The sequence below is a fragment of the Burkholderia sp. AU45251 genome (assembly GCF_030482905.1).
In the GTDB taxonomy this organism is placed as follows: Bacteria; Pseudomonadota; Gammaproteobacteria; order Burkholderiales; family Burkholderiaceae; genus Burkholderia; species Burkholderia aenigmatica.
The window spans coordinates 117774-130084 of sequence record NZ_JAUJQH010000015.1 but is presented as its reverse complement, the minus strand read 5'-3'; the positions used below and the strand labels follow the sequence as shown (position 1 = coordinate 130084).

General features: G+C 70.1%; 12 protein-coding genes. 3 read left to right on the top strand and 9 right to left on the bottom strand.

The window, feature by feature from the left end; all coding sequences use genetic code 11:
- Positions 1-27: 27 nt before the first annotated feature.
- Entirely contained in the window at positions 28-843 is an 816-nt protein-coding gene (gene iolB, locus QZM67_RS25940) for a 5-deoxy-glucuronate isomerase (RefSeq protein WP_301807673.1), read from the top strand.
- A gap of 82 nt (positions 844-925) precedes the next feature.
- Positions 926-1420 carry a heme-degrading domain-containing protein gene (locus QZM67_RS25935; RefSeq protein WP_175021947.1) on the top strand — a complete coding sequence of 165 codons (495 nt, stop codon included), beginning with the start codon at positions 926-928 and terminating at the stop codon, positions 1418-1420.
- Positions 1421-1472: 52 nt separating this feature from the next.
- Here QZM67_RS25935 and QZM67_RS25930 read toward each other — a convergent pair whose 3' ends face one another.
- The 8 genes from QZM67_RS25930 to QZM67_RS25895 all read right to left on the bottom strand — a co-directional run bounded on the left by QZM67_RS25930 (position 1473) and on the right by QZM67_RS25895 (position 8489).
- Positions 1473-2219 (bottom strand): glucose 1-dehydrogenase, encoded by a 747-nt coding sequence (locus QZM67_RS25930; protein WP_043182481.1) that lies wholly within the window; start codon positions 2217-2219, stop codon positions 1473-1475.
- Positions 2220-2394: 175 nt separating this feature from the next.
- Positions 2395-3099: an ABC transporter ATP-binding protein gene (locus QZM67_RS25925; protein ID WP_175021948.1), complete on the bottom strand. Its 705-nt coding sequence runs from the start codon at positions 3097-3099 to the stop codon at positions 2395-2397.
- Positions 3096-3848 (bottom strand): ABC transporter ATP-binding protein, encoded by a 753-nt coding sequence (locus QZM67_RS25920; protein ID WP_301807670.1) that lies wholly within the window; start codon positions 3846-3848, stop codon positions 3096-3098. The genes QZM67_RS25925 and QZM67_RS25920 overlap by 4 nt, the downstream gene beginning before the upstream one ends.
- Complete coding sequence (locus QZM67_RS25915; RefSeq protein ID WP_301807668.1) at positions 3845-5074, bottom strand: branched-chain amino acid ABC transporter permease; 1230 nt, start codon at positions 5072-5074, stop codon at positions 3845-3847. The genes QZM67_RS25920 and QZM67_RS25915 overlap by 4 nt, the downstream gene beginning before the upstream one ends.
- Positions 5067-6002: a branched-chain amino acid ABC transporter permease gene (locus tag QZM67_RS25910; protein WP_301807665.1), complete on the bottom strand. Its 936-nt coding sequence runs from the start codon at positions 6000-6002 to the stop codon at positions 5067-5069. Before QZM67_RS25910 ends, QZM67_RS25915 begins: the two co-directional genes overlap by 8 nt.
- Positions 6003-6009: 7 nt before the next feature.
- A complete protein-coding gene (locus QZM67_RS25905) occupies positions 6010-6447 on the bottom strand; it encodes a thioesterase family protein (protein ID WP_089425894.1) in 438 nt (145 codons plus the stop codon).
- A 139-nt stretch (positions 6448-6586) separates the two neighbouring features.
- The gene (locus QZM67_RS25900) at positions 6587-7123 is read right to left on the bottom strand and encodes an NUDIX domain-containing protein (protein WP_175021952.1); all 537 of its coding nucleotides are present in this window, start codon (positions 7121-7123) and stop codon (positions 6587-6589) included.
- A gap of 121 nt (positions 7124-7244) precedes the next feature.
- Positions 7245-8489 carry a YbfB/YjiJ family MFS transporter gene (locus QZM67_RS25895; RefSeq protein ID WP_301807658.1) on the bottom strand — a complete coding sequence of 415 codons (1245 nt, stop codon included), beginning with the start codon at positions 8487-8489 and terminating at the stop codon, positions 7245-7247.
- A 123-nt stretch (positions 8490-8612) separates the two neighbouring features.
- On the opposite strand from QZM67_RS25895, the gene QZM67_RS25890 reads away from it, so the two are divergent.
- Positions 8613-9527, top strand: a complete 915-nt coding sequence (locus QZM67_RS25890; protein ID WP_301807655.1) for a LysR family transcriptional regulator — start codon at positions 8613-8615, stop codon at positions 9525-9527.
- Between the two features lie 126 nt (positions 9528-9653).
- Here QZM67_RS25890 and alaS read toward each other — a convergent pair whose 3' ends face one another.
- Positions 9654-12278 carry an alanine--tRNA ligase gene (gene alaS / locus QZM67_RS25885; protein WP_175021955.1) on the bottom strand — a complete coding sequence of 875 codons (2625 nt, stop codon included), beginning with the start codon at positions 12276-12278 and terminating at the stop codon, positions 9654-9656.
- Between the last annotated feature and the right edge of the window lie 33 nt (positions 12279-12311).

Genomic DNA, 12311 nt, shown 5'->3' with positions numbered 1-12311 from the left:
CCCTACTCTATTGCGGAGCCCCACCCCATGACGATTTCTCCCCTGCTGGTCAAGGCGTCTGCCGACCGCGAAATCTGCAACGTCACACCCGAGTCGGCCGGCTGGAAGCACGTCGGTTTCCGAGCGCTGCGCCTGAAGCCCGGCGACACCGAAACGCTCGACACCGGCACGCGCGAGCTGTGCGTCGTCGTGCTCACCGGCACGGTGCGCGCGGACGTCGACGGCAACACCTACGATGCGCTCGGCAAGCGCGACAGCGTCTTCGAGGACGTGTCGCCGGACGCGCTGTACGTGCCGGGCGGCAAGACGGTCACGCTGGTCGCGACGCGCGATGCGGAAATCGCGCTGTGCACCGCGCCGTACGCGAGCGGCGACAAGCCCGTGCAACGCCTCGACGGCGAGCGGATGCGCCGCTCGGTACGTGGGCAAGGCACCAACACGCGCTACGTGTGCGACATCCTGATGGGCGACAACCCGGCCGCCGACCGGCTGCTCGTGGTCGAGGTCGTCACGCCGGCCAGCCATTCGAGCAGCTATCCGCCGCACAAGCACGATCGCGACGCGGCGCCCGACGAAACGTCGCTCGAGGAAACCTATTACCACCGGATCGATCCGCCGCAGGGTTTCGCATTCCAGCGCGTGTACACGGACGATCGCAGCCTCGACGAAGCGTGCGCGGTCGAGGACCACGACGTCGTGATGGTGCCGCGCGGCTACCACCCGGTGGTCGCGCCGCACGGCTACAACCTGTACTACCTGAACGTGATGGCCGGGCCGAGCCGCGCGTGGGCGTTCAAGAACGATCCCGCGCACGAATGGATGCTCGACGCACCGAAGCGCTGATGGAAAGACGGGCCCGCGCGCGGCCCGTGACGATGCGACGCCCGGCACGCGCACCCAGAGCCGGCGACGCCACGGAGCCGCCATGGTGACGACCCTCTTTCGCCTCGAACCCCAAGCCTTCGACGACGACGCGTCGAACCCCGCGCTGCCGCGCTTCAATGCGGAGGTCGCTCGTCGGATGGGGGAGATCGCGGTCAACCTTGCATCGCGTCGCGGGCTGCCGATCGCCGTGAGCATCGTCGGCGAGCAGGCGCCGCTGTTCTACTGTGCACTCGACGGCAGCCACGCCGATGACAGCGACGCGATCCGCCGGCGGCAGAACACGGTATTGCGCTTCGGCCTCAGTTCGCTCGCGGTCGGCGAGCGCTTTCGCCGCGCCGGCTGGTCGCTGCAGTCGCAGGGGCTGTCGGACGACGACTATGCGCTCGACGGCGGCGGCGTGCCGTTGCGGATCGCCGGTGCCGGCATCGTCGGCGCGATGACGATCGCGGGACTCGACTCGGAACACAATCACGCGCTCGTCGTCGAGAGCCTGCAGTGGCACGTCGGCCGTTATGCGCTCGCGATGCACGCGTAACGGCACGGGCGGCGCGACCGGCGCGGACGTGCCGATGCTCCGCCCTGCGCGATCAGTTCAACCCGCCGCTCACGACGAGATGCTCGCCGGTCATCCAGCGTGCATCGTCCGATGCGAGGAACACGGCAACCGACGCGATGTCGTCCGGCTCGCCGAGGCGGCCGAGCGGCGTCTCGCTGCGCACCTGCTTGTCGAGATCGGAACCGATGATGCCCGCGCTGTGCGTGCCCTCGGTCACGATCATCCCCGGGTTGATCGCGTTCACGCGAATCTTGCGCGGGCCGAGTTCGAGCGCGAGCACGCCGGTGATCGCGTCGACCGCGCCCTTGGTACCGCTATAGACGGCGCTGGCGGGCGGCGTGATGCTGGTCACCACCGAGCTGATGTTGATGATGCTCGCGCCTTCGCCGAGATGCTTGACGGCTGCCTGCGTCATCAGCAGCACGCCGAACACGTTCGTGTCGAACTGGCGGCGGTAATGTTCTTCCGTGATCGCCTCGATCGCGCCGAATTCGTACACGCCGGAATTGTTGACGAGCACGTCGAGACGGCCGTACGTGTCGATCGCCGTATCGACGATGCGCTGCGCGTCGGCTGCCTTCGACACGTCGCCGCCCACCGCGACCGCGCGGCCGCCGGCTTCGACGATCGCACCGACGACCGCGTCGGCACCCGCCTTGCTGCTCGCATAGTTGACGACGACCGATGCGCCTTCCGCGGCCAGCGCCTTCGCGATCGCCGCGCCGATGCCCTTCGATCCGCCGGTGACGATTGCGACCTTGTTTGCCAGCTTGCTCATGATGTCATTCCTCAGTCCAAGACTTTCGATGGATGGCGCCGGTTGCCGCGCGGGTACCTGGATGCGTGGAGGCGGCGACCGGCATGACTGGCAATTTACTGTGCGGCCGGACGGCGATAAAGCGGCTCGGCACGAATTGACTGGCAGAGTTTGCCGAACAATCGCTCGCGCACCGTCAGCCGGCGCTCAGCCATGCGTTCGCGACCTCGCCGCCCAGGCCGTCGAGCGCGCCGTCGTAGACGATCCGTCCGCGCCCCATCACGGCGACGCGCCGCGCGAGCCGCGGCGCGAACTGCAGCCGCTGTTCGATCAGCACGATCGCGACCCCGTCGGCCTGCAGCGCGGCAAGGCACGCGCCGACTTCGTCGACCGCGAGCGGCGCGAGCCCTTCGGCCGGTTCGTCGACGAGCAGCACGCGCGGGCGGCCGGCCAGCGCCCGCACCAGCGCGAGCACCTGCTGCTCGCCGCCCGATAGCCGCCCCGCTTTCACGTCCGCGCGCGCGGCCAGCAACGGAAAACGGTCGAACAGCCGTTCGAGCGCCGCACGTTCGGCCGCACCGCTGGCGCCGCGCAACCCGAGCCGCAGGTTGTCGCGTACCGTCAGCAGCGGGAACACGTCGCGGCTTTCGGCAACGTAAGCAACGCCGCGCCGCGCGATCTCAAACGTGCGTGCGCCCACGCATTCGGCGCCGGCGATGCGTACCGAGCCGGCCGTGCGCACGAGCCCCATGACCGCCTTCGCAAGCGTCGAGCGCCCCGAGCCGTTGCGGCCGAGCAGCGCGAGCGTCTCGCCCGGCGCCAGCGCGAGATCGACGCCGTCGAGCACCGGTTGCAGCCCGTACCACGCGCGCAGGTCGCGAATCTCGAGCAATGCGCTCATGGATTGCCCTCGCCCAGATAGGCGGCCCGCACGGCCGGATCGGCGCGGATCGCATCCGGCGCGCCGGTCGCGATCACCGTGCCGCGCACGAGCACCGTGATGCGTTCGGCGAAGCCGAACACCGCATCCATGTCGTGCTCGATCAGCAGGACCGTGCGCCCCTGCGTCGTCGCACGAATCAGCGCAATCATCCGCGCCGCCTGCGCACGGCTCATGCCGGCCGTCGGCTCGTCGAGCAGCAGCGTGCGAGCGCCGCTCGCGAGTGCGATCCCGAGATCGAGCGCGCGCTGTTCCGCATAGCCCAGCTCGGCGGCCAGCGTGTCGCGGTGCGCCTCGAGGCCGATGTCGTGCAGCACGCGCGCGGCCGCACGATCGACCGACGCCGATTCGCGCAGCCGGTTCCACCAGCGGCGCCGTTCGGCCGGTGCATGCAGCGCCGCGCAACGCAGGTTGTCGAACACGGTCAACCGCGCGAACGCGCTCGTCTGCTGGAAACTGCGGCCGATGCCGAGCCGGCTCGCGACGACCGGCCCGCGCCCGCGCAGCTCGACGCCGTGCAGCACGACGCGCCCGCGCGTGGGCCGCGTCGCACCCGCGATCACGCCGAACAGCGTCGACTTGCCTGCGCCGTTCGGCCCGATCAGCGCATGGCGCTCGCCGGCCGCGATGCTCAGCTCGACGCCGTCGAGCACCGTCTGCGCGCCGAAACGCTGCACGACGCCGTGAAGCGCGATCGCGTTGCCGTTCATCGTCCGTCCTCCCGCTTGCCGGCCTGCCCGCCCGGCACGAGCCGCGCGCGCCAACCCCACAGCAGCGTGCCGATACCGAACGCGGAGCATGCGACGGCCCACCCGGCCGGCGTGTCGGCGTCGATACCCCACGCGCCGAACGCGAAGCCCGCGCCGTCGTCCTGCGCGAAGCGCCACGCATAGCCGAGTTCGGCCGCGCAGACGATCGCGACGCTCCAGAACAGGCACGCGCCGACCGCGCACAGCATGCGCCACCGCTCGGCCGCCGGCGCGCCGCGCCGCCACGCATGCGCGAGCGCTTGCACGATCCCGGCGATCCCGCGTGGCGCGGCCACGACGATCGCGACGAACAGCACGCCGAGATACAGCGCCCACGCGCGCGATACGCCCGCCACGACGGTGCTCAGCACGGTCAGCACGACGGCCCCGGCCGCCGGCCCGAAGAACGCGCCGGTGCCGCCGATCACCGCGGCGATCAGCACGGTCGCCGAACGCGCCATCGACACGCTGTCGGGCGTCGCGATTTCAACGTCGATCAGCGTCAGCGTGCCGGCGACGCCTGCGAAGAACGATGCGCAGGTGACCATCGCGAGCCGCACGCGGCGCGGATCGGTGCCGAGCGCAGCGACGCGCACGGGGTTGTCGCGCACCGCATTCGCGAGCCGCGCGAGCGGCGTGCGCGTCAGCGCGTGCATGGCCCACGCCGACACGACGCACCATGTCGCGATCACCGCATAAGCCTGGACTGGCGCGCCGAAATGCCAGCCGCCCCACGGCGTGCCGGTCGCGCGGTCGATCGGCACGCCGCCGATCCCGCCGAACCAGGCGGGCACGCTCCACGCGGCGGCCGCAACGCATTCGCCGAGCCCGAGCGTGATCATCGCGAACGCGGTGCCCGAACGGCGCGTCGCGAGCAGCCCGGCGGCGAAGCCGAACCCGGCACCGGCCACGCCGCCGACGAGCGGCAACAGCGGCAGCGGGCCGCCAAAGTGATTGAACCAGTGCGCAGCCGCGAACGCGCCGAGGCCCGCGAACGCGGCGTGCCCGAACGACAGCAGCCCGGTCGTGCCGAGCTGCAGGTTGTACGACAGGGCGAGCACGACGAGCGCGGCCGTCTGCGCGAGATAGCCGAGCACCGCGCCATGCGGCCACAGCCACGCGGGCAGCGCGACGCAGGCGGCAAACAGGGACCAGCGCGCGACGCCGGCGAGCGCGCGGTTACGCATCGGCACGCTCGCCGAACAGCCCGCGCGGCCGCGCGACCAGCACCGCGACGAGCAGCAGGTACGGCACCAGCGGCGCCAGCTGCGCGATCGACACGGCGGCCACGCTGCCAGGCAGCGCGATGCCGGCCCATTCCGTGAGGTCGCGCAGCGACGTATCGCTCGCGGCCGCGAAGGTCTGCGCGAAGCCGACCGCGAGCGACGCCGCGAACGCGCCGCCGAGCGAGCCGAGCCCGCCGATCACGACGACCGCGAACACGACCGACCCGACGGTTTCGGCCAGCGCGGGTTCGATCACCGCGAGCGGCGCGCCGATCACGCCGGCCAGCGCCGCGAGTGCGGTGCCCGCGCCGAACAGCGCCGTCATCATGCGCGGCACGTCGTAGCCGAGCGCCTCGACGGCCGCGCGGTGCGTGAGCGCCGCGCGCACCACGAGCCCGATGCGCGACGCGCGCAGCAGCGCGCCGAGCGCGACGAGCATCGCGGCGGACATCGCCATCATGAACAGCCGGTAGCGCGGCAGCGCGAGGCCGAATACGGACACGGGCGCACCGTCGAACAGCGCCGGCACGGGCGCCGGCAGCGGCGCGAGGCCCCACACGAGTTTCGCGCCCTCGCCGATCAGGTACGCGAGGCCGAAGGTCAGCAGCAGTTCGCTCGCATGGCCGCGCGCCTGCACACGGCGCAGCAGCATGCGTTCGCAGCCGGCGCCGAGCAGCCCGACCGCGAGCGGCGCGAGTAGCAGCGCGGGCCAGAAACCCGCGCGGGCCGCGATGCTGTAGCCGACATACGCGCCGAGCATGTAGAAGCTCGCATGCGCGAAGTTGAGCACGCCCTGCACGCTGAAGATCAGCGTGAGTCCGGCCGACAGCATGAACAGCAGCAAGCCGTAGCTGAGGCCGTTGAAGGCCTGGAGCGCGAACGCGTGCACCGCGCAGTCAGGCGGCGAGCGGCTCGAGCGCGGCGCGCAGCGCGTCGGGCAGCGGCACCGGCCGGCGCGTGCCGCGATCGACGTACACGTGCACGAAGTGCCCCTGTGCGGCAGGCGTGGCATCGCCCTGCGCGAACAGCCCGACCTCGTAGCGCACGCTCGACGTGCCGAGCTTCACGACCCGCAGCCCCGCGTCGACCGACTGCGGAAACACCAGCGGCGCGAAGTAGTTGCACTGCGTCTCGACCACGAGGCCGATCGTCTGCCCGTGCTCGACGTCGAGCACACCGGCGCGGATCAGGTATTCGTTCACGACCGTGTCGAAGTAGCTGTAGTAGACGACGTTGTTCACGTGCCCGTAGACGTCGTTGTCCATCCAGCGGGTCGTGATCGGCAGGAAGTGGCGATAGGCGTCGCGCGGACGCGGTTGCGGCTTGTCGGACATGGCGATGGCGGTCAGGACGAGGGAAGCGAGGTGGGCGAAGCGCGGCGGCCGCATGACGCGGTGCGCCGGCAAGACGCGGAACGCCGCGCCGCGATCGCTCGCGGCACGGCGGATGCAACGCTGCGGGCGGGCCGGCCCGTCACTGCCCCGGCCGATCGACGAACTCGAAATCGAGGCCGCGCGCACGCATCCAGTCGGCGAGCGCGACACCCGTGCCGGCGCGCCACGGGCGCAGCAGCGGCGGATCGACGAGCTTGTATTCGAGCAGTTCCGGCGACAGCGCGACCGTGCCCGACGCACGCACGTGGTACGCGATGATCAGCTCGTTCTTGCGGATGAATTCGTAGACGCCGACGAGCGACACGTGCTCGGCCTTCAGCGCCGTTTCCTCGAACACCTCGCGCGCGATGCCGTCCTCGGGCGTCTCGCCGTTCTCGAGGAAACCGGTGATCAGCGCGAACATCCCTTCGGGCCAGGCCGCGTTGCGCGCAAGCAGGATCTTGCCGTCGAGCTCGACGATCGCGGCGACGACGGGCAGCGGGTTGTTCCAGTGGACATAGCCGCAGTTGTCGTCGGGGCACGCCTGGCGAATGCGGCCGCCTTCATGGTCGGGATCGGCGCGCTCGGTGAGCGGGCTCGCGCAGCGCGGGCAAAAGCGGTAGTCGGCGGTGGTCATCGATGGGGATCTGGCAGGCGCCGGACGGCCGCCAGCCGGCTGCCCGCGCACCCGCTCGGCGCGGGAAAGGCTTTATTCTAGCGAGTTTGCCCGTGCCGCAGACGATCCGTCCCCGTCGATATCAGGGTTGCAGGCGCCCTCGTACGGCGGTCGCCGCGAAGCCGGCGGCGCCCAGCAGCAGCGCGGCCACCGCCACCCACAGCGCGGGAGAAAACGACCCGAAGCGCGCGGCCAGCGGTGCCGCGACGAGTGGCCCGAGAATCTGCCCGACCCCGTACGACGCGGTCGCATAGCCCATCAGCCCGGCTGCCCGCTCGCCGTGCAAACGCCGCGCCTCGCGCATCGCGAACAGCGTGATCGCGGTGAACGGCAGGCCGAGCAGCGCGCTGCCGACCGAGAAGCCGGCCGCGTTCGGCCACACGATCCCGGCGGCAATGCCGAGCGCCTGCGTCGCGCAGCCGGCGGCCAGCAGCAACCGGTTGTCCCAGTGCCCGGGCAGCCGCGCGGCGGTGATCGCGCCGACGATCAGCGCCGCGCCGAACATCGGCCAGAACAGGTCGGGCCACGGCGAACCGGCCGGCAGCGCGGCGCGCGCGATCACGGGCAGGAACGTCGCGGTGATGATGTAGCCGAAGCCCGGCATGCCGTACAGCACGACGAGCCATGCGGCGTCCGCGCGATGGCCGCGCGGTTGGGCCGGCATCGCCGCGGTTGCGGCCGCCGCGTGCGGCGCAGCGCCACCCGGCGCTCCGGCTTGCGCCGGGGCAGCGGCAAACGTGCGCCAGATCGCGACCGACAACACGGCCGACAGCGCCGCGAAACCGAGCCAGCCCGACGCCGCGCGCTGGCCGACCAGTGCGCTGCCGATCAGCCCCGTCACCACGATGCCGACGCCGGGCCCTGCGTAGATCACCCCGCTCCACTCGGGCGCATGCAGTTCGGCCAGCCGCCTCAGCCCCCATTGCGACACGAATACGAACGTCCATGCACTGACGACGCCCGCGACGAAGCGCACCGCGAGCCACACCGGCAACAGATGGCCGACGCCCATCGCGGCGGTGAGCAGCACGGTGGCCACGAGCCCGAAGCGCACCATTCGCGCGGGCGCAATGCGCACCGCCGCGCAACTGACCGCGCCGACGAAGTAGCCCGCGTAGTTCGCCGAGGCGAGCCAGCCGCCGGCCTTCAGGCCGATCGAGCCGTCCGCGAGCATCAGCGGCAATAAGGGCGTGAACGCAAAGCGGCCGACGCCGAGCACGACCGCGAGGCCGACCATGCACGCCAGTGCGGCCGTGCGGGCGCGGCGGTCGGCATCATCGACGGGAGGCGCGCCGGCGGCGGCGGTCGAGGCATCGGAGCGGGACATGGCGGCATGAGCCGGCGTTCAACGCGCCAGCCGGATCGAAAATTGGAATGCTGCCATCCTAGCTTGACCAAACGTTCTCGAAAAATGAATAATTAAGAATCCATTCATCGCTCGGAGAGAATCATGGATCTGGCGGCGCTGGCGATTTTCCGGGCCGTGGTGCGCGAGAACGGCGTGACGCGCGCGGCGGCCAAGCTCAATCGCGTGCAGTCGAACGTCACGACGCGCATCAAGCAGCTCGAGGAAGAACTCGGCGCGGCGCTGTTCGTGCGCGACGGCCGCCGGCTGGTGCTGACGCCGGCCGGGCACACGCTGCTGCCGTATGCGGAGCGCCTGCTCGCGCTCGCCGACGAGGCGCGCGACGCGGTGCGCGAGGACACGCCGCGCGGGCGGCTGCGGCTCGGCACGATGGAGAGCACGGCCGCCAGCCGCCTGCCGACCGTGCTCGCGCGCTACCACCACGCGTGGCCCGACGTGTCGCTCGAACTGCTGACGGGCACGACGGGCTGGCTGATCGACCGCGTGCGCGACTTCGAGATCGACGCCGCGCTGTTCGCCCGCCCGCCCGTGCCGAACATGCTGCCCGACACGTTCGAGACGGTGCCGGTCTTCCGTGAGGACCTGGTGCTGCTCACCCCACGCGGCCATCCGCCGGTGCGCACGCCGCGCGACGTGATCCTGCCGACGCTCATCGCATTCGAGCGCGGCTGCTCGTATCGCAAGTACGTCGAGCAGTGGTACGCAGTGCACGGCGTCAAACCGGCGCGCGTGCTCGAACTCGGGTCGTATCACGCGATCGTCGCGTGCGTCGCGGCGGGTGCCGGCGTCGCGGTCGCGCCGCGTTCGGTGCTCGACCTGCAGCCGGAAACCGGCAACGTCGCCGCGCACGCGATCCCCGAACTGGAGGGCATCGACACGCTGCTCGCGTGGCGTCAGGGTTATGCATCGGCGGCGTTGGCCGCGTTGCGCGACGCGCTCACCGAAGCCGTGCGGCAGCCGGACGGTGCAACGAAGCCGTCGGACACCGTACCGGCCTGAATCGCCGGGCGGCCGGCACGCGTTGTGCCGGCGTACCAACAAAAAGACCCGACCGGCACATGCCGATCGGGTCTTTCTCATTTCAAGCGATGCCGCCACGAGACGGCATCGCATCGGTCGCGACGATCAGAGCCGCTCTTCGACCCAGCCCTTCACGCCAGCCAGCGCGCCCGGCAGGTTCGCCGGCTCGGTGCCGCCAGCCTGCGCCATGTCCGGACGGCCACCGCCCTTGCCGCCGACCTGCTGCGCGACGAAGTTCACGAGCTCGCCGGCCTTGACCTTCTTGCTCGCGTCGGGCGTGACGCCCGCGATCAGGCTGACCTTGCCGCCTTCGACGGCCGCCAGCACGATCGCCGCGCTCTTCAGCTTGTCCTTCAGCTTGTCGACCGTTTCGCGCAACGTCTTCGCGTCGGCGCCATCGAGCGTCGCGGCCAGCACGAACACGCCGCCGATTTCGATGGCCTGCTGCGCGAGCTCGTCGCCCTGGCTCGATGCGAGCTTCGACTTCAGCGCGCCCAGTTCCTTCTCGAGCGACTTCACCTGGTCCTGCACCTGCGCGATACGCTGCGTGAGTTCCGACGGCTGCGCCTTCAGCGCGGCCGCGGCTTCGTTCACGCGGGCATCGAGTTCCTGCACGTAGCGCACCGCGTTGTCGCCGGTGATCGCCTCGACACGGCGGATGCCGGCCGCGACGCCGCCTTCGACGACGATCTTGAAGAAGCCGATGTCGCCGCTGCGGCTCACGTGCGTGCCGCCGCACAGTTCGCGCGAGAAGCCGAGGTCGAGCACGCGCACTTCATCGCCGTACTTCTCGCCGAACAGCGCCATCGCGCCGCCCTTCACCGCTTCGTCGTACGGCATCACGCGCACGATGCCCGGCGCGTTGGCCAGGATCTCGTTGTTGACGATCTGCTCGACGCGACGGATTTCGTCGTCGGTCATCGGTGCGTTGTGCGCGAAGTCGAAGCGGGTCTTTTCCGCGTCGACCAGCGAACCCTTCTGCTGCACGTGCGCGCCGAGCACTTCGCGCAGCGCCTTGTGCATCAGGTGGGTGGCCGAGTGGTTGCGCTGCGTGCGTGCGCGGCGATGCGCGTCGATTTCCGCGCGCATCACGTCGCCGACCTTCAGCGTGCCCTGCTCCAGCGTGCCGTGGTGGCCGATCACGTCGGCCTGCACCTTCAGCGTATCGGCCACCGCGAAGCGCGTCGCGGCGTTCGCGAGCACGCCCTGGTCGCCGACCTGGCCGCCCGATTCCGCGTAGAACGGCGTGTGGTCGAGCACGACGACCGCATCCTGGCCGGTCTTCACTTCGTTGACCGACGAACCGTCGACGTACAGTGCGACGATCTTCGCGTCGTCGAACGCGATTTCTTCATAGCCGTGGAAGGTGGTCTTCGCGCCCGTGTATTCGAGGCCCTGCGTGGCCTTGAACTTGCCGGCCGCACGCGCCTGTTCGCGCTGGCGTGCCATCGCGTCGTCGAACGCCGGTTCGTCGACCGTCATCCCGCGCTCGCGGCACACGTCGGCCGTGAGGTCGAGCGGGAAGCCGTAGGTATCGTGCAGCTTGAACGCGAGCTCGCCGTCGAGCACCTTGCCGCCCTTCGCTTCGACGTCGGCCAGCGCGGCTTCGAGGATCGACATGCCGTGCTCGATCGTCTCGAAGAAACGCTCTTCTTCCTGGCGCAGCACGTCGGTCACGCGCTGTTCGGCTTCCTTCAGCTCCGGATACGCGACGCCCATCTCGGCGACGAGGTCGGCCACCAGCTTGTGGAAGAACGCGCCCTTGCGGCCGAGCTTGTAGCCGTGGCGGATCGCGCGGCGCACGATGCGGCGCAGCACGTAGCCGCGGCCTTCGTTGCCGGGAATCACGCCGTCGACGATCAGGAACGAGCACGCGCGGATGTGATCGGCGATCACCTTCAGCGAGTTGTTCGTGAGGTCGCTGATTTCGGTCACGCGCGCGGCGGCCTTGATCAGGTTCTGGAACAGGTCGATCTCGTAGTTGCTGTGCACGTGCTGCAGCACCGCGGCGAGACGCTCGAGGCCCATGCCGGTGTCGACCGACTGCTTCGGCAGACGCGTCATGTTGCCCTGCGCGTCGCGGTTGAACTGCATGAACACGAGGTTCCAGATCTCGATGTAGCGATCGCCGTCTTCTTCAGGCGATCCCGGCGGGCCGCCCCACACGTCCGGGCCGTGATCGTAGAAGATTTCCGTGCACGGGCCGCACGGGCCCGTGTCGCCCATCGTCCAGAAGTTGTCCGACGCGTAGCGCGCGCCCTTGTTGTCGCCGATGCGGATGATGCGCTCGGTCGGCACGCCGACTTCCTTCGCCCAGATGTCGTACGCTTCGTCGTCTTCCTGGTAGACCGTGACCCACAGCTTTTCCTTCGGCAGCTGGTAGACCGTGGTCAGCAGTTCCCACGCGAACTTGATCGCGTCGTGCTTGAAGTAGTCGCCGAACGAGAAGTTGCCGAGCATCTCGAAGAACGTGTGGTGGCGCGCCGTGTAGCCGACGTTCTCGAGGTCGTTGTGCTTGCCGCCCGCGCGCACGCTGCGCTGCGCCGTCGTGGCGCGCGAGTACGGGCGCGGATCCGTGCCGAGGAACACGTCCTTGAACTGGACCATGCCCGAGTTCGTGAACATCAGCGTGGGGTCGTTACCGGGCACGAGGCTCGACGAGCGGACGATCGTGTGGCCCTTCGATTCGAAGAATTTGAGGAATTTCTCGCGGATTTCGGCAGCTTTCATGGCGTGCGGGGACAGTCTGGCAAAGACGGCTTC